Source organism: Streptomyces sp. NBC_01260 (assembly GCF_036226405.1).
GTDB lineage: Bacteria > Actinomycetota > Actinomycetes > Streptomycetales > Streptomycetaceae > Streptomyces > Streptomyces laculatispora.
This window is the reverse complement of record NZ_CP108464.1, coordinates 8,159,577-8,176,418: the sequence shown is the minus strand read 5'-3', so window position 1 is coordinate 8,176,418 and position 16,842 is coordinate 8,159,577. Positions and strand designations below refer to the sequence as shown.

Here is a 16,842-nt window from a genome sequence, read left to right as displayed (position 1 = left end):
TTACCTGTATATCCACTTAAAACATGAATTCGACCTTGCTACCGAGTGACGGCCCGGTCCCGGGGTATCCCGCATGCATGGACGTATCGCATGGAGCCCTGAATTCCCTGGCCCTCACCCTCGCGGACGGACGGGGCGCGGCCGGGGTGGTGATGGCCGTTGTCGGAGTGATCCTGGTGGCTCTGCTGATCGGTGCCGTGTGGCTGGGCAAGCGACGGCGCGCCCAGGACCCGCCCGCGCCCCGGCCCGAGGAGCAGCCGGTGGCGCCGGACCACCGCGCCCACCTCGAGGAGCGCGACGTCCACGCCGACGACAGCTTCCCTGCCGACGGCCGCGGACTCTCCCCCTACGAGCTCGGTGAGCACGGGTACGAGAGCGACCACCCCGAGAACGACGAGAAGCGCGACTGAGCGGTGCGGCGCGGGGGCCCGGCGGGCCCTGGTTCCGTGCTGCCCCGGGGCATGTGCGCGGCGGGCGGCGGCGCCGCGTGTTGCGGGAGCGGCCGCCCCCGGTGAGGCTGGTGAGGGCCCGCAGGCCACCGGCGTACATCCGCCGCACACCCCATGAAGGCAGTAGGACCATGACCGCAAGCACCTCTGGTTCGGCATCCGCGCCCGCGCCTCTGACCGGGCCCGCGGCGCCCTGCTGGGTCAATCTCATGACCCGGGACCTGGAGTCGGCGCAGGAGTTCTACGGCCCGGTGATGGGCTGGACCTTCCGGCCGGGCAAGCTCGGCCAGGAGTTCTCGGTCGCCCGCCGCGGCGACGTACCGGTCGCCGGTATCGGTGCGGTGGCGACCACGTTCCGTGTCGCGGTGGCGTGGACGCCCTACTTCGCCGTCCAGGACGCCGATGTGACCGCCTCCCGGATCCGCGAGCGCAGCGGCACGGTGGCGGTGGGTCCGCTGGCCCTGGGCAAGGGGCGCGGCGCGCTGGCCGCCGACCGCGAGGGCGCGGGGTTCGGCATCTGGGAACGGACCGAGCCCGCGACCTCGCCGCCCGCGCCGGACGGCCATTCACATGCCTGGCTGCGGCTGCACACCAGGAGCGCGTTCGACGCCGCGATCTTCTACGGCGAGGTGCTGGACTGGGCGAGCGGGCGGCCCGGCTGCTGCGAGGTGTCGTACGCGAAGGACGAGGTGATCGTCAGCTGCGGCGGCCGCCAGCTGGCCCGGATCAGCTCGGGCGCGGTCGAGGCGGCCCCCGATCCGCTGATCCGGCCGCACTGGCAGGTCAACTTCCCCGTCCCCGACGTGGCCGCCGCCGTCGCGTCGGCGCAGAAGCACGGCGGTTCGCTCGTCGAGGAGTTGTCGCGGCGCGACGCACGGGAGGCGACACTGCTCGATCCGGACGGCGGACTCTTCACCCTCACGGACGTCCACAACCCCACCGCGGGCGTCCCGGCCTGACCAACGGGGCGTCCTGCGTCGTCGTCCCGGACGCGGTCACAGCCGCTGGGCAGCACCGGAGGACCTCGACGATCCGGGGCAGTGCGCCTAGAATCTTTGGTACGGCATCGCGCGTCGGTCACCGGTCGGGTGAGGCGTGGAGGTGCCCGTGAGATGCCTGTTGGAGGCATTCCACCGTGTCAGTCGAGTTGAATCACACCATCGTTCACGCCCGGGACAACCGGGAATCCGCAGAGTTCCTGGCCGGCATCCTGGGGCTGGAGACCGGCGCGGAGTGGGGCCCGTTCATCCCCGTCACCACGGCCAACGGGGTCACCCTGGATTTCGCGACCACTCCCGCCGAATCCATCACACTCCAGCACTACGCCTTCCTCGTCTCGGAGGCGGAGTTCGATACGGCGTACGCCCGCATCCAGGAGCTCGGGGCCACCTACTACGCCGATCCGCACCGTAAGCACCCGGGCGAGATCAACCACAACGACGGCGGCCGGGGCGTCTACTTCATCGACCCCGCAGGTCATGCGATGGAGATCATCACACGTCCGTACGGGGGCTTCGCCTCCTGACGGCGGGCGCCGGTTCAGGGGCTCGGCCGAATCCGCCGCACGCGGGTCCGGCCGGGCCCTTCCCCGTCCTCAGGTGACCGGGAGCAGCAGTTCGGGCCGGTCCCACATCACCGCGGGCGGAGCGGCCCGCTCGGTGCCGGTCCGCGTGGCTCCCACGCTCAGGTAGAAGCCCTCGGACGGTGGGTGCGAGACGATGCGCACGCCCGTGAGCCCGGCATCCCGCGCCTCGTCCAGCAGGTGTCCGACGAGCAGCCGCCCGATGCCGGCGCCCTGCGCGTCGTCGGCGACGAACATGAGGTCGAGCTCGGGCGGATCCAGGACGAGGGAGTAGAAGCCGAGCAGCCGCCCGGTGGCCTCCTCGACGGCCGCGAAGACCCTGTGCGCCTCGATGTAGTCGGGGCCCACCCGGTATCCGGCGACCATCGGGGCGTACGGCCCCTGATAGGCCCGCGAGGCCTGGACCAGCCGGGTCAGCCGCCTGGCGTCCCGGGCGATCGCCCGCCGGATCCGTACGCCTTCGCCGGGCGCCTGGCGCCCTGGCCGCGTAACACTCGTTCTCATGCACCGAGTATTACGCATCCGGGGCCCGGGGACGGCCGGTGGTCCGCCGGCTGCCGCCTCAGGAGGAGTCGCGCGCCGCGCGCCACTCCCCGGTCAGGGCATCGACGTCGAACGGCTTGAGGTTCAGGAGCGGTCCCGGTGGCGGCCGCCTGATGGCCTCGGCGATCTTCTCGTTCACCTCTGTCAGCATCCGCCGCACCTCGGCCTCCGTCCGGACCTCGGGCAGGGCGGCGAGGATGTCCTCCGCCTCCTTGCGCAGGGCGAGCGTCGGCGGGAGCACCGAAACCCCCTCGCGCTGCATCTTCGCCTTGATCCACCACGTCTCGTCGTACGGGCGGTCGAGGCCGTCGAGCGGCTTGCCGAACCCCGGCAGCTGGGAGAAGTCACCACGCTGTTCGGATTCGCGGATCTGTTTGTCGACCCAGGACTCGAAGCTGATGCCGGCGGGTTTGCGTTCGGTCACCGTGACGCCCCTCTCGGAGGACTCGTGATTCGCCCCCTCCACGATACCGAGGCGCATCGGGCGGATCCGCTCCAAAAGACGCCGATGACACATCCGCGCACGCCTCGCACGGCGAGCAACTCGACCTGCCGGGAATGAATTCGTGCGGCTGGGTACACGAGCAGCACGCCCGGACGGACCCTCGTCCGGGCACGGACCGAAAGGGATGGTGAGCATGGAACACAGCAGGGAGCGGACCGAGAACCGACAGGAGTGGTGAGCGTGACCACTGTCGTGATCATCGTCGCGGTCGTCCTGGTGGTGGCCGCCGGACTCTTCTTCGTGTTCGGTCAACAGCCGGGCGGGCGCGGCCTGCAGCGCCGCTTCGGGCCCGAGTACGACCGGACGCTCGCCCGTCACGACGGCGACGCCAAAGCCGCCCGGCACGAACTGAGCGAGCGGGTGAAGCGTCACCGTTCCCTCGATGAGCGTCCGCTGTCGCCCGAGGCCCGTGCCCGGTACACCGAGCGCTGGACCCAGACACAGAGCAGGTTCGTCGATGCGCCGCAGGAGGCCGTCGCCGAGGCCGACACCCTCCTCGCGGAGCTGGCCCAGGACATGGGATTCCCCGACGGCAGCGACTTCGAGGAGCAGACCGCCGCCCTCTCCGTCCACCACGCCGAGCACATCAACGGCTACCGCCGGGTGCACGCCGTCAAGCGGGGCGAGGGCGGCACGGAGGAGATGCGAGCGGCCATGATCGAGGCCCGCGGTCTCTTCGACGTCCTGGTCTCCAACGGTACGCAGAGCCCGGCCCGCCGGGACCGGCACCATGCGGAAGGAAGTGGCACGTCATGACATACGACACCGAACGCGCACCCCTGATCCCCACAGAATCCCCCGAGGCCGCCGAACAGCCGCCCGTAGCCTCCGACCGGGCCACCGAACAGCCGCCGGCAGCCCCCGACCGGGCCACCGAACAGCCGCCGGCAGCCCCTGACCGGGGTGCCGGAGCCGTCCCCGCAGCTGATCGGCCGCTCTTCCCGGAGGGCGATCAGGAGAAGCTGATCCTGCGGCTCCAGCATGCGGTGACCGAATTCGTCGAGAGCCCCCTGCGAGCGGTCGGGGAAGCCGAAAGCGCCTTCGACGCAGCCGTCGACGGCCTCGCGAGCGCCCTCAAGGAGCGTCGGCGCGAGATGGGCACCCAGCAACAGGGCGAGGAGTCCGGGACCCGGACCGAGGAACTGCGGATCACCCTCCAGCAATACCGCGATCTCACCGAACGGCTGCTGAACGTCTGAGGCGAGCGGTCACAGCCCGAAGCCGCCGGCGCGTTCCGCACCAGCACCCACGGTACCCGGCCGTTCCCGGCGACGAGGAGCTGGATCCGGATGCCCATCCCGGCGTGCTGGTGCGGTGCCGGCAGCAGGCACGGGAGGGCCGGACGCGCCCGGGTCAGTGCTCGTGCTCGCCGGAGTCCGGGGACTGCGTCCGGCCCGCGTCCGGCTTCCCGGCCTCGACCGTGAACGCGGCTGTGTGCACCTTGCCGCCGTGCCGGAAGTCCAGGAACAGCCGGTAGGCGCCGCCGCTGGGCGCCGTCGCCGCGAAGGAGACAGCCGGGCCCGGGCCGCCCTCGGCGGGATGCACATGCAGGTAGGCGAGGTCGCCGGAGCGCAGGGCGACGAGATGCCCGTACGCGCCGAGATAGGGCTGGAGGTCGGTGACGGGCCTGCCGTTCCTGCTGACGGTGAGCTTGAGATCGCTTTCCCGGCCGGCCTTCAGCCCGCCGTCCAGGTCCACGCGGTAGCCGTCGGTCACGGCGGTGGCGCGCGCGGCGGGCAAGGCCTTCGGCCGGTAGTCGCCCGAGACCGCGAGGTCGGCGCCGAGGACGAGGTTGCGCGCGCCTTCGGCCGCCGGGGTGAAATCGGCGAACGCCCGGTAGTCACCGGCGGCGGGCAGGTCCACCGGGACGGACCAGGTGCCGTCGGCCGCGCGCACGGGGTGCAGATGCCGGTAGGTGCCGAGGTCGCGCGAGGCCAGGATGAAGTGCAGTTCCTTGCCGTGTTCGCGCTGGTAGGCGGTGACCTTGCGACCGGTGGCGTCCTCGACGACGGCGAACCGTATCCCGGTGCGGGCACCGGCACCGACCTCAGGCGTCTGCAGCTCCAGCGTGTAGCCCCCCTCGGATACCCCCAGCCCGCCCGCCGGGCCCGCCGCCCCGGCGGCTTCCTCCTGCTGCGTGCCGTGCCCGCCGTGCTCCGGCGCGGGTCGCACCTCGGCGGCCACCAGCGGGTCGACGCCGTTGCCCACGCCGTAGGCGACGCCGAAGGTCGCGGCGAGCGCGGCGGCATAGGCGGTGATCTTCAATCCGTTGTTCATGGCGCTCTCCTCCGGGAAACGGCCGCTTCGAATGCACCCACAACATACCCCCTAGGGGTATCAAGTCAACCCGGAGGCGGGCGGAGAACGGGGCGCGGCCGCCGGGAGGCGGAGGCAGCGGAACCGAAGCCCAAGGGCTGTCCCGTGATCAATCACGGGTCGCAGGACAGCCCTCAGACGGGAGACACGAGTTCGGTGCGCAGACGCCGCAGGACCGCTTCGGGGATGCGCAGCCCGTCGCGCACATAGCCGTCGAGCCCTCCCCACCGCTCGTCCATGGCGTCCAGCGCCGTGTCGAGGTAGCGGGGGCGGACCTCGATGATCGCGGAGGCGATCTCCGGGTCACCGCCGGCGTCGAGAAAGTTCTGCACGTACGGCCGGAAGGCGACCCGCACCACCGGGTTCACCGCGAGGTACTCGATCCTCACGACATCCCGCGAGGCGCCCAGCAGGAGCAGCAGCAGGGCCGCCGCCCAGCCCGTCCGGTCCTTGCCCGCGGTGCAGTGGAAGAGCACCGGGCCCGCGGCACCGTCGGCGACCGTGTCGACGAAGGCCCGGTACGCGGCCCCGGCGCGCGGCGAGAGCACCATCTGCCGGTAGGTCTCCGCGAACATCTCCTCGGCCTTTCCGTCCCCGAGCAGCCGCTCCGCCTCGACCGCGTCGGCGAGCAGGGCCCTGAGCCGGGCGGGTGCCACGCCCGGGTTGTCCCCGAGCACATCGGCGACGAACAGCCGGGCCCCGGGCGGCAGGCGGTCGGGGGCCGACGCGCGCTCGTCCGCGGTCCGCAGATCGACGACCGTGCGGATACCGAGTGCCGCCACCGCGGCGTCGTCCGCCGGACCCAGCCCACCGAGCTGTCCGGAGCGCATCACCCGGCCCAGCCGGACCTGGCGGCCGCATTCCAGGGCGATGCCGCCCAGGTCACGCAGATTGAGACCGGATACTTCCGGGACGGCCCTGACGGTTTCCACGATGAACTTCCTCTTTTCCCAACACGTATTCGAATTGATTTCGGCTTGGCCGGATCAAAAGTCGCATGAGGCCGGGAATTCGACAGAGCCGAACGCCGGGGATGATCGATCGGGGACTCAGGTACACGGGGCAGAAGGGATGACGCGTCACCGCATCCCCGTCGGCCTGCGGCTCCACGGGGATGCGCGGGAGCGGGAAAGGGGCGGGAGCGACGTCGCGGCCGGGCTCCGCACGGTGCCGTATGCACCGCCCCGGCAAGCCGGTCGGATACACCTTCCGGGACCGCCATTGATCAATACGCCGCATACACCCGCGAGTGGCGGACGGGAAACACATAAACCGGTCCCGCCCGGACGGCCGCGCTCATTCCGCCAGAAGCCTGTTCTTCTGCGCCACGAACTCGGCATCCGTGAGGACGCCCTGCTTCTTCAGCGCGCCCAGTCGCTCCAGCTGACCGATCAGATCATCCGGAGACGGCTCGGCGGCCTGCTGCTGCGCCTGAGGCTCGGCAGCCTGCTCCGCGTCCCGTTCGCTGAACTTCGCCTGCTGGTGCTGCTGGACCCGGCCGCTGACCGCCGAGGCGGTGCCCGCGACGACGGCCGTGCGCGCCACCGCGCCGAGCAGGCCCGGCCCGCGGCGGTTCATTCCGGCTCCTCGAAAAATCGGCATGTCGTACGCCTTTCCGGTGCGGGTGCGGTGTCAGCGGGCGGAGCGGGCGGCGGACACGGCCGCCTCCGCGACGTCGGCGGGGATCCGCTCGTGCGCGACGAGCTGTCCGCCCGACGCGCGGACGGCCTCGGTGAGCGGTACCGCCCAGAGGTCCTCCCACACGATCAGCGCCGCGGAGCTGCCCGGCGGCACTCTCTCGCCCAGCTTCCGGATGTCTTCGGTGTTCAGCATCCCGGTGACCTCGCCCTCGACCGGCTCGAACGAGACGAGGTCCTCGGGGTCGAGGTCGTCCAGCTCGACGGTCTCGAGCGTGCCGTCGTCGGCCCGGTACACAAACGCCAGGTCGATGATGCGTACCGCCTTCGACGCGACCGCGTCGGCCAGCGCCGGGGCGATCGCACCGGTGAACCGGCTGCCGGGGAAGGCGACGACGAGGTACTCCACAGGTCCCACAGCCACGGGGTGTCCTCTCCGGAGGGATGGATTGCCAGCAGCATAACTTCGGTCATTTGGTGTCGCACTGTGGCAAATCACCCGACGACACCCAAGGTGGAGATGTCGAGCGAATCACCCTCCCGGGTGCTACTCGACAGTACGTAAAGGATCAAGCGCGCTGGGAGAGTGCAAGGTCACAGCCAGCGCCTCTGCTGCTCATCTGAGACCTGCCCTAGCATCTGGGCATGACGGTCCTGCCTGCTGACGGGCTTTCGTTGGCCGCCGAATTCCCTGACCCCGCCCATGAGCAGTGGCAGAGCCTCGTCGAGGGTGTGCTGCGCAAGTCGGGCAAGGACGTTTCGGGTTCGGCCGCCGAGGAAGCACTGTCCACCACGGTGGAGGACGGGCTCATCACCCGTCCTCTCTACACCTCGCGCGACGACGCGCCCGATGCCGGTCTCCCGGGCTTCGCCCCTTTCACCCGCGGCGGTAAGCCCGAGGGAAGCACGGCGGGCGGCTGGGGTGTTCGCCAACGCCACGGCACACCTGATCCCGCCCGCCTCAACGAGGCCGTGCTCGCGGATCTGGAGAACGGCGTCACCTCGTTGTGGCTGACCGTGGGGGACGCCGGCGGTGGCGTGCCGGTCTCCGGTCTCGCACGGGCGCTGGCCGGCGTCCATCTCGACCTGGCTCCGGTCGTGCTCGACGCGGGGGACGAACTCGACGCCGCGGCGACGGAGTTGCTGCGCCTCTACGCGGAGCGGGGCGTATCACCGCAGTCGGCGCGCGGCAGTCTCGGCGCGGACCCGTTGGGTCAGGCGGCCCGCAGCGGCGCCGCACCGGACCTGACGGCCGCGGTCCACTGGGCACAGCGCTGCGCCCGCGAGTATCCCGGGCTGCGGGCGCTGACCGTGGACGCGATGCCCTACCACGAGGCCGGCGGCTCGGCCGCCCAGGAGCTGGGCAGTTCGCTGGCCACGGGGGTCGCCTACCTGCGGGCGCTGACCGAGTCGGGGCTCGGTGTCGAGGAGGCCTGCGCGCAGCTGGAGTTCCGGTACGCGGCCACCGCCGACCAGTTCCTGACGATCGCCAAACTGCGGGCCGCGCGCCGGCTGTGGGCGCGGGTCGCCGAGGTCTGCGGCGCCGCGGAGGCCGGGGCGCAGCGTCAGCACGCCGTGACGTCGCCGGTGATGATGACCCGGCGCGATCCGTGGGTGAACATGCTCCGCACCACGCTGGCCTGTCTGGGCGCGGGCGTCGGCGGGGCCGATGCGGTGACCGTGCTGCCGTTCGATCACGCGCTGGGCCTGCCGGACGCGTTCGCGCGGCGCATCGCCCGCAACACGTCGACGATCCTGGTGGAGGAGTCGCATCTGGCCCGGGTCATCGACCCGGCCGGCGGCTCCTGGTACGTGGAGCGGCTCACCGACGAACTCGCGGACGCCGCTTGGGCGTTCTTCCAGGAGATCGAGCGGGCGGGCGGCCAGGCGGCCGCGCTGGACTCCGCGATGATCGCGGAGCGGCTGGCGGCCACCTGGGCGGCGCGCAAGAAGAACCTGGCGCGCCGCAAGGAGCCGATTACCGGCGTCAGCGAGTTCCCGCAGCTCGCCGAGCGTGCGGTGGAGCGCGAGGCCGCGCCGTCGGCCGTCGCGCCGGGCGGTCTGCCGGTGGTCCGTCGCGACGAGGCGTTCGAGGCGCTGCGGGCCCGCTCGGACGCCCATCTGGCGGCGACCGGTCGCCGGCCGCGCGTGTTCATCGCCGCACTCGGCCCCGCCGCGGCGCACACCGCTCGGGCCTCGTTCGCCGCGAACCTCTTCCAGGCGGGCGGCATCGAGCCGGTCCACGAACCGGTGGAGGTGGACGCCTCGTCGGCCGGCGCCGCGTTCGCGGCCGCCGGGACGGACGTGGCGTGTCTGTGCTCCAGTGACGCGCTCTACGCCGAGCAGGCCGGCGAGGTCGCCGGGGCGCTCGTGTCGGCGGGTGCGCAGCGGGTGTACCTGGCAGGGCGGCCGGGCGATTTCGCCGGTGTCGACGAGTACGTCCACGCCGGCTGCGATGTGGTGGCCGTGCTCTCCTCCGTTCTCGACCGTATGGGTGTGGCGTAATGCGGATCCCCGACTTCTCCGACATCGAGCTCGGGCCGGGCAGCGGCGCCGAGGTGACCGAGGATCAGTGGCGTGCGGCGGTGAAGGAGTCCTCCGGGAGCTCCGACGGCGACCTCCTGTGGGAGACCCCGGAAGGCATCGCGGTCAAGCCGCTGTACACCGGCCAGGACCTGGAGGGACTCGACTTCCTCGGAACGTACCCGGGCGTCGCGCCGTATCTGCGCGGCCCCTACCCGACGATGTACGTCAACCAGCCCTGGACCATCCGGCAGTACGCGGGGTTCTCCACCGCCGAGGAGTCCAACGCCTTCTACCGCCGTAACCTCGCGGCCGGGCAGAAGGGGCTCTCCGTCGCCTTCGACCTGCCGACCCACCGGGGTTACGACAGCGATCACCCGCGGGTGACCGGCGATGTCGGCATGGCGGGGGTGGCGATCGACTCGATCTACGACATGCGTCAGCTGTTCGAGGGCATCCCGCTGGACAGGATGTCGGTGTCGATGACGATGAACGGCGCGGTGCTCCCCGTACTCGCGCTGTACATCGTGGCCGCCGAGGAGCAGGGCGTGCCGCCCGAGAAGCTGGCCGGGACCATTCAGAACGACATTCTGAAGGAGTTCATGGTCCGCAACACCTACATCTATCCGCCGAAGCCCTCGATGCGGATCATCTCCGACATCTTCGCGTTCACCTCGCAGAAGATGCCGCGCTACAACTCGATCTCCATCTCCGGCTATCACATCCAGGAGGCCGGGGCGACGGCCGATCTGGAGCTGGCGTACACCCTGGCGGACGGGGTGGAGTATCTGCGCGCCGGGCGGGACACCGGGCTGGACGTGGACGCGTTCGCGCCCCGGCTGTCGTTCTTCTGGGCGATCGGCATGAACTTCTTCATGGAGATCGCGAAGCTGCGGGCGGCCCGGCTGCTGTGGGCCAAGCTGGTCCGGGAGTTCGAGCCGAAGAATCCCAAGTCCCTTTCGTTGCGCACTCATTCGCAGACCTCCGGCTGGTCGCTGACCGCGCAGGACGTCTTCAACAACGTCACCAGGACCTGCGTGGAGGCGATGGCCGCCACCCAGGGGCACACCCAGTCGCTGCACACGAACGCGCTCGACGAGGCGCTCGCCCTGCCGACGGACTTCTCCGCGCGCATCGCCCGCAACACCCAGCTGCTGCTCCAGCAGGAGTCAGGCACGGGCCGGGTGATCGACCCGTGGGGCGGCAGCGCGTACGTGGAGAAGCTGACGTACGACCTGGCGCGGCGGGCCTGGCAGCACATCGAGGAGGTCGAGGCGGCGGGCGGCATGGCCAAGGCCATCGACGCCGGAATCCCCAAGCTGCGCATCGAGGAGGCCGCGGCCCGCACCCAGGCGCGCATCGACTCCGGGCGCCAGCCGGTCATCGGCGTCAACAAGTACCGGGTCGAGACCGACGAGAAGATCGACGTGCTCAAGGTCGACAACTCCTCGGTGCGCACCCAGCAGATCGAGAAGCTGCGGCGGCTGCGCGAGGAGCGCGACGAGCAGACCTGCCAGGACGCGCTGCGTGCGCTGACGGACGCGGCGGGCCGGGAGCCGGGGCCCGGACTCGAAGGCAATCTGCTGGCGCTGGCCGTCGACGCGGCGCGCGCGATGGCCACCGTGGGCGAGATCTCGGACGCGCTGGAGAAGGTGTACGGCCGGCATTCGGGCCAGATCCGTACGATCTCCGGTGTGTACCGCAACGAGGCAGGGGAGTCGCCGTCCGTGGACCGCACCCGCGCGCTGGTCGACGCGTTCGAGGAGGCGGAGGGGCGGCGCCCGCGCATCCTGGTCGCCAAGATGGGCCAGGACGGGCACGACCGCGGGCAGAAGGTGATCGCGACCGCCTTCGCCGACCTGGGCTTCGACGTGGATGTCGGCCCGCTGTTCCAGACGCCGGGCGAGGTCGCCCGGCAGGCGGTCGAGGCCGACGTGCACATCGTGGGCGTCTCGTCGCTGGCCGCCGGTCATCTCACCCTCGTGCCGGCGCTTCGCGAGGAGCTGGCTGCCGAGGGCCGCGAGGACATCATGATCGTGGTGGGCGGGGTGATTCCGCCGCAGGACATCGAGGCGCTGCACGAGGCGGGCGCGGCGGCTGTCTTCCCACCCGGGACAGTGATCCCGGAGGCGGCTCACGACCTGGTCACGCGGCTCGGCGCCTCGCTCGGCCACGAGCTGTGAGCCGCTGAACCCATGGCCCCGAAGATCGATCTCGACAGCTATGTGAAGGGGGCACTCGACGGGAGGCGGGCGCACATCGCGCGCGCCATCACGCTCGTCGAGTCCACCCGGCCCGACCACCGGGCACTCGCCCAGCAGCTGCTGCGCGAACTTCTGCCGCACTCCGGCAGCGCCCGCCGCATCGGCATCAGCGGCGTGCCCGGGGTCGGCAAGTCCACCTTCATCGACGCCCTCGGCACGATGCTCACCGGGCTGGGGCACCGGGTCGCGGTGCTGGCCGTCGATCCGTCGTCCAGCCGTACCGGCGGCTCCATCCTGGGCGACAAGACCCGGATGGAGCGGCTCGCGGTGGACCCGGCGGCGTTCGTGCGCCCCTCCCCCACCGCCGGGACGCTGGGCGGGGTCGCGAAGGCGACCCGGGAGTCCATCGTGGTGATGGAGGCGGCCGGGTACGACGTGGTGCTGGTGGAGACGGTCGGGGTCGGCCAGTCGGAGACGGCGGTCGCCAATATGGTCGACACGTTCCTGCTGCTGACACTGGCCCGCACCGGCGACCAGTTGCAGGGCATCAAGAAGGGCGTGCTGGAGCTGGCCGACGCCATCGCGGTCAACAAGGCCGACGGACCGCACGAGCGCGACGCCCGCTCCGCCGCACGCGAACTGGCGGGCGCGCTGCGGCTGATGCACGCGGCGGACGCGGCCTGGACCCCACCGGTGCTGACGTGCAGCGCCCGCGAGGGAAGCGGCCTCGACACCCTCTGGGAGCGGCTGGAGCAGCACCGGACACTGCTCGAATCGACCGGCCGGCTGGCGGCCAAACGACGCGAGCAGCAGGTCGACTGGACGTGGACGATGGTGCGCGAAGAGCTGCTGGAGAGCCTGCGCGGCCATCCCGGGGTGCGTGCGCTCGCACCGGAACTCGAACTGCGGGTACGGGAAGGCACCCTGCCGGCCACGCTGGCCGCCGAGCAGATCCTGGAGACCTTCCGGGGGCCGGGGCCGACGGTCTGACCGCGGGTCCCGGCTCCCGAGCTGAAGCAGGACGCTCCGGAGCCGGGGCCCCGGAGCGCGCGAACACTTCCCGCTCCCCCGCGACGACGGGGCGATCCGCGCCACGACTGCCATGCGCGTCCGGCAGTCGTGGTACATTGCCATTGGTACTTGTGTACGCCCAGACATTCGGGCGCCGGTGCCGGTACGTTTTTCATCACGCTGATGCGCCGTTCATTCCGACCGGCGATCCAGCTTCACCGCATGACTTTCCTCAGTCCGGTACGGGCTCTGCCACCGGGCTTTTCCTGCCCGTCGTCCGGGGCGTGATATCTCCGCCCCCGTTTCTGCCGGGCCCCTTCATTCGCATGTCCGCGAAAGGACCACCCCGCATGACCACCACACTCGAACACCCCGTTACCACCAAGCCCGCTGCCGCCACGGCCGCAGCCGGTGTCCTCGACATCACCCACCAGGGGCACGGCGCCCTGCGCCCCGCCGACGGTCACGCCACCCCCCGCGACGTCCAGGTCCCCGCCACGCTCATCCGCCGGCACGGCCTGCGCAAGGGCGATGCCGTCGAGGGGACCTGCGACCGGCCCCGCGCCCTGAGCACCGTCGAACGTGTCAACGGCCTTCCCCCGCAAGCACTTCGGGCCCGGCCGCACTTCCGTGACCTCACCCCGCTCCACCCCCGGCAGCGACTGCGTCTGGAAACGCCCTCGGGCAGTCCCTCGACGCGCGTCGTCGACCTCGTCGCCCCGGTCGGCAAGGGACAGCGCGGGCTCATCGTGGCCCCGCCCAGGACCGGCAAGACGGTCCTGCTCCAGCAGATCGCGGCCTCGGTCGCCGAGAACCACCCCGAGTGCCACCTGATGGTGGTGCTGCTCGACGAGCGTCCCGAGGAGGTCACCGACATGCGACGCTCGGTACGGGGCGAGGTCTACGCCTCGACCTTCGACCGGCCCGCCAAGGAGCACATCGCACTGGCGGAGCTCGCGCTCGAACGCGCCAAGCGACTGGTCGAGCAGGGCCGGGACGTCGTCATCCTGCTGGACTCCCTCACCCGGCTGTGCCGGGCCCACAACAACGCGGCCGCGGCCGGTGGCCGCACCCTCAGCGGCGGTGTCGACGCGGCGGCCCTGCTCGGACCAAAGCGCCTCTTCGGGGCCGCGCGGCTCACCGAGGAGGGCGGCTCCCTGACCATTCTGGCCACGGCTCTCGTGGACACCGGCTCCCGCGCCGACGAGTACTTCTTCGAGGAGCTGAAGGGGACCGGCAACATGGAACTGCGGCTCGACCGCACCCTGGCCGAGAAGCGGATCCATCCGGCCGTGAACGTCGCGGCCTCCGGGACCCGCCGCGACGAACTCCTCGTACCGGCCGACGAACTGACCGCCGTACGCGGCCTGCGGCGCGCCCTGCACTCCAGGGACGCGCAGACCTCGCTGGAAACGCTGCTGGACCGGATCCGGCGCACCCCGGACAACGCCGCCTTCCTCAAGCTGATCCGTAATACCGTTCCGGCCGCCTGAATGCCCGTCAGGCGTCCTACCATGGAGCGGCACTGACCAGCAGAGGGAGAGCAGCCACATGGAATTCCGCCGACTCGGCCGCAGCGGTCTGACGATCAGCGAGATCGCTTACGGGAACTGGCTCACCCACGGTTCCCAGGTGGAGGAGGACGCGGCGTTCGCCTGCATCCGTGCCGCCCTGGACGCCGGCATCACCACATTCGACACCGCGGACGTCTACGCCCAGACGCGTGCCGAGGCGGTCCTCGGACGGGCGCTCAAGGACGAGCGCCGGGAAGGGCTGGAGATCTTCACCAAGGTCTACTTCCCGACCGGCCCCGGGCAGAACGACCGGGGGCTCGGCCGCAAGCACATCCTGGAGTCGATCGACAACTCACTGCGCCGGCTGCAGACCGACCACGTCGACCTCTACCAGGCCCACCGCTACGACCACACCACGCCGCTGGAAGAGACGATGGAGGCGTTCGCCGACGTCGTCCGCTCCGGCAAGGCCCTCTACATCGGCGTCTCGGAGTGGACTGCCGAGCAGCTGCGCGCCGGACATGCGCTGGCCCGTGAGCTGCGGGTGCCGCTGATCTCCAACCAGCCGCAGTACTCGGCGCTGTGGCGGGTCATCGAGGACGAGGTGGTGCCCGCGTCCGAGGAGCTCGGCATCGGTCAGATCGTCTGGTCGCCGATCGCGCAGGGCGCGCTCACCGGCAAGTACCGGCCCGGCGCGCCCCTGCCGGCGGGCTCGCGTGCGACGGACGACAAGGGCGGGGCCGACATGGTCGCCGACTGGCTGCGCGACGAGGTGCTGGAGCGGGTGCAGCTGCTGCGTCCGCTCGCCGAGCAGGCCGGCCTGAGCATGGCGCAGCTCGCGGTCGCCTGGGTGCTGCAGAACTCCAATGTCTCCGCCGCCATCATCGGCGCCTCCCGTCCCGAGCAGGTGACGGAGAACGCCGTGGCCGCCGGTGTGCGGCTGGACGCGGACCTGCTGAAGGCCGTCGACCAGGCCCTGGACCCGGTGGCGAAGCGGGACCCCGGTCTCACCGTGGGCCACAAGGGCCACAGCTGACCCGCGACAGCAAAGGATCCGGCCGGGCCCTTTGCTGTCGCGGGTCACATCCGGGTGTTCAGCGAGGCGGTGTGCTCGCGGACCTGCTCAGGAGTGAGGTAGCTGTCCGTGTGCTCGAAGTCGCGCAATGTGGCGGGCTTGCGGGACTGGAATCCGGTGCGGACGAAGTCGTCGCCCGCGGCGGCGTTGATCAGCCAGTTGGTCATGACCCTCGCCTTGGCCACATTGGTCCGCAGCGCCGTCCAGTGGTAACCGCGGGCCACGGCCTGGGCACCGATCCCGTGCATCTCGATGCCGAGCGGCTTGGAGACGGCGTCCCTGCCACCGAGGTCCACGACGAGCCCGAGGTCCTTGTGGACGTAGGGCCGCAGAGGCTGGTTGCGGAGGGTGGCCAGGAGGTTGTCGGCGAGCCTGCGGCCCTGCCGCATGGCGTGCTGTGCGGTGGGCGGGCAGACCGCGCCGTCGCCCTTGGCCAGATCGGGTACGGCCGCCGCGTCACCGAGGGCGAACATACCGTCGTGGCCGGGCAGGCTCATGTCGGGGGTGACCGCCAGCCGGCCGCGTACCGTCTCCGCGTCGAAGGTGGTGACCAGCGGGCTGGCGGTGACGCCCGCCGTCCAGATCAGGGTCCGGCAGGGCACCACCCGGCCGTCGGTGAAGGTCACCTTGTCGGGGCCCGCCTCGGCGATCGAAACGCCGAGCGACACCTCGATCCCGCGGTCGCGCAGCACCTTCAGTGCGCTCTCACCGAGCTTGTCGCCCAGTTCGGGCATGAGCTTCGGGGCGATGTCGATCAGATGCCACTTGATCAGCTTCGGGTCGAGCCGGGGGTAGTGCCGCACCGCGTTGGTGGTGAGCCGCTGCAGACAGGCCGCGGTCTCGGTGCCCGCGTACCCGCCGCCGACCACCACGAACTGCAGCCGCGAGGCCCGCTCCTCCTCGTCGTGGCTGGCGTCCGCGAGATCGAGCTGCGCGATGACGTGATCGCGCACGAAGGCGGCTTCCGCCAGGGTCTTCATGCCCCGGGCGTTGTCGAGCAGCCCGGGGATGTCGAAGGTGCGGGTGACGCTGCCCGGACTGAGCACGATGTAGTCGTACGGCTCGTCGACGACCTCGTCGGTGATCTTGCGGATGACGCAGATCTTCGCCATGGGGTCCACTCCGACGGCCCCGCCGGGAATGATCCTGGTGCGGTGCCGGCTGCTGCGGCGCAGTGACACCGCCACCGACTGCGGGGTGAGGACGCCCGAGGCCACCTGAGGCAGCAGGGGCAGGTAGAGCTGGTACGAGTACGGGGCCACGAGTGCGATGTCCGCTTCACCGGGACGGAGCCGGCGTTCGAGACGGCGTACGCACTCGACCCCGGCGAATCCGGCTCCGACAACGAGGATCCTGGGTCGTGCCACAGTGTTCGTCCCTTCTCGGGGTCTGCACGGTCGTCCGTTCGCCTGCCCCGTCGCACGCGTCCGTCACCCCTCATCTTTACGAGGCAGATGCGACTTCGCCTGCTGGGACGGCAGAA

General features: G+C 71.0%; 17 protein-coding genes. 10 read left to right on the top strand and 7 right to left on the bottom strand.

Annotated elements, in window-relative coordinates; genetic code table 11:
• The first annotated feature begins 77 nt into the window (after positions 1-77).
• The 3 genes from OG322_RS36385 to OG322_RS36375 all read left to right on the top strand — a co-directional run bounded on the left by OG322_RS36385 (position 78) and on the right by OG322_RS36375 (position 1,974).
• Positions 78-410 (top strand): DUF6479 family protein, encoded by a 333-nt coding sequence (locus tag OG322_RS36385; protein WP_123466999.1) that lies wholly within the window; start codon positions 78-80, stop codon positions 408-410.
• 170 nt (positions 411-580) lie between these two features.
• Positions 581-1,408, top strand: a complete 828-nt coding sequence (locus tag OG322_RS36380) for a VOC family protein (RefSeq protein WP_123467001.1) — start codon at positions 581-583, stop codon at positions 1,406-1,408.
• 176 nt (positions 1,409-1,584) lie between these two features.
• The gene (locus tag OG322_RS36375) at positions 1,585-1,974 is read left to right on the top strand and encodes a VOC family protein (protein WP_123467003.1); all 390 of its coding nucleotides are present in this window, start codon (positions 1,585-1,587) and stop codon (positions 1,972-1,974) included.
• Positions 1,975-2,043: 69 nt separating this feature from the next.
• On the opposite strand, the gene OG322_RS36370 is transcribed toward OG322_RS36375, so the two are convergent.
• Positions 2,044-2,535 (bottom strand): GNAT family N-acetyltransferase, encoded by a 492-nt coding sequence (locus tag OG322_RS36370; protein ID WP_241200476.1) that lies wholly within the window; start codon positions 2,533-2,535, stop codon positions 2,044-2,046.
• A 58-nt stretch (positions 2,536-2,593) separates the two neighbouring features.
• Positions 2,594-2,998, bottom strand: a complete 405-nt coding sequence (locus OG322_RS36365) for a J-domain-containing protein (protein WP_124286364.1) — start codon at positions 2,996-2,998, stop codon at positions 2,594-2,596.
• Positions 2,999-3,250: 252 nt separating this feature from the next.
• Between OG322_RS36365 and OG322_RS36360 the strand changes: the two genes are divergently transcribed.
• Positions 3,251-3,835: a hypothetical protein gene (locus OG322_RS36360; RefSeq protein WP_123467007.1), complete on the top strand. Its 585-nt coding sequence runs from the start codon at positions 3,251-3,253 to the stop codon at positions 3,833-3,835.
• Positions 3,832-4,278 (top strand): hypothetical protein, encoded by a 447-nt coding sequence (locus OG322_RS36355; RefSeq protein WP_124286363.1) that lies wholly within the window; start codon positions 3,832-3,834, stop codon positions 4,276-4,278. Before OG322_RS36360 ends, OG322_RS36355 begins: the two co-directional genes overlap by 4 nt.
• Positions 4,279-4,432: 154 nt before the next feature.
• Here OG322_RS36355 and OG322_RS36350 read toward each other — a convergent pair whose 3' ends face one another.
• The 4 genes from OG322_RS36350 to OG322_RS36335 form a co-directional block, all read right to left on the bottom strand.
• Positions 4,433-5,356: a hypothetical protein gene (locus tag OG322_RS36350; protein ID WP_329307492.1), complete on the bottom strand. Its 924-nt coding sequence runs from the start codon at positions 5,354-5,356 to the stop codon at positions 4,433-4,435.
• Positions 5,357-5,529: 173 nt separating this feature from the next.
• Positions 5,530-6,327 (bottom strand): tyrosine-protein phosphatase, encoded by a 798-nt coding sequence (locus OG322_RS36345; protein WP_329307491.1) that lies wholly within the window; start codon positions 6,325-6,327, stop codon positions 5,530-5,532.
• Positions 6,328-6,691: 364 nt separating this feature from the next.
• A complete protein-coding gene (locus OG322_RS36340) occupies positions 6,692-6,973 on the bottom strand; it encodes an SHOCT domain-containing protein (protein ID WP_123467014.1) in 282 nt (93 codons plus the stop codon).
• Positions 6,974-7,027: 54 nt separating this feature from the next.
• Positions 7,028-7,456, bottom strand: a complete 429-nt coding sequence (locus OG322_RS36335; RefSeq protein ID WP_241200475.1) for a DUF6325 family protein — start codon at positions 7,454-7,456, stop codon at positions 7,028-7,030.
• Positions 7,457-7,677: 221 nt separating this feature from the next.
• On the opposite strand from OG322_RS36335, the gene mutA reads away from it, so the two are divergent.
• The 5 genes from mutA (at position 7,678) to OG322_RS36310 (ending at position 15,320) form a co-directional block, all read left to right on the top strand.
• A complete protein-coding gene (gene mutA, locus OG322_RS36330) occupies positions 7,678-9,537 on the top strand; it encodes a methylmalonyl-CoA mutase small subunit (protein WP_123467019.1) in 1,860 nt (619 codons plus the stop codon).
• Positions 9,537-11,738 carry a methylmalonyl-CoA mutase gene (scpA, locus tag OG322_RS36325; RefSeq protein ID WP_123467021.1) on the top strand — a complete coding sequence of 734 codons (2,202 nt, stop codon included), beginning with the start codon at positions 9,537-9,539 and terminating at the stop codon, positions 11,736-11,738. The genes mutA and scpA overlap by 1 nt, the downstream gene beginning before the upstream one ends.
• A gap of 12 nt (positions 11,739-11,750) precedes the next feature.
• Positions 11,751-12,749 carry a methylmalonyl Co-A mutase-associated GTPase MeaB gene (gene meaB, locus OG322_RS36320; RefSeq protein WP_329307490.1) on the top strand — a complete coding sequence of 333 codons (999 nt, stop codon included), beginning with the start codon at positions 11,751-11,753 and terminating at the stop codon, positions 12,747-12,749.
• A 371-nt stretch (positions 12,750-13,120) separates the two neighbouring features.
• On the top strand, positions 13,121-14,263 hold the full coding sequence (rho, locus tag OG322_RS36315; protein ID WP_123467025.1) for a transcription termination factor Rho: 1,143 nt from the start codon (positions 13,121-13,123) through the stop codon (positions 14,261-14,263).
• Between the two features lie 58 nt (positions 14,264-14,321).
• The gene (locus tag OG322_RS36310) at positions 14,322-15,320 is read left to right on the top strand and encodes an aldo/keto reductase family protein (protein WP_123467027.1); all 999 of its coding nucleotides are present in this window, start codon (positions 14,322-14,324) and stop codon (positions 15,318-15,320) included.
• Between the two features lie 44 nt (positions 15,321-15,364).
• Here OG322_RS36310 and OG322_RS36305 read toward each other — a convergent pair whose 3' ends face one another.
• On the bottom strand, positions 15,365-16,726 hold the full coding sequence (locus OG322_RS36305; protein ID WP_123467029.1) for an NAD(P)/FAD-dependent oxidoreductase: 1,362 nt from the start codon (positions 16,724-16,726) through the stop codon (positions 15,365-15,367).
• Between the last annotated feature and the right edge of the window lie 116 nt (positions 16,727-16,842).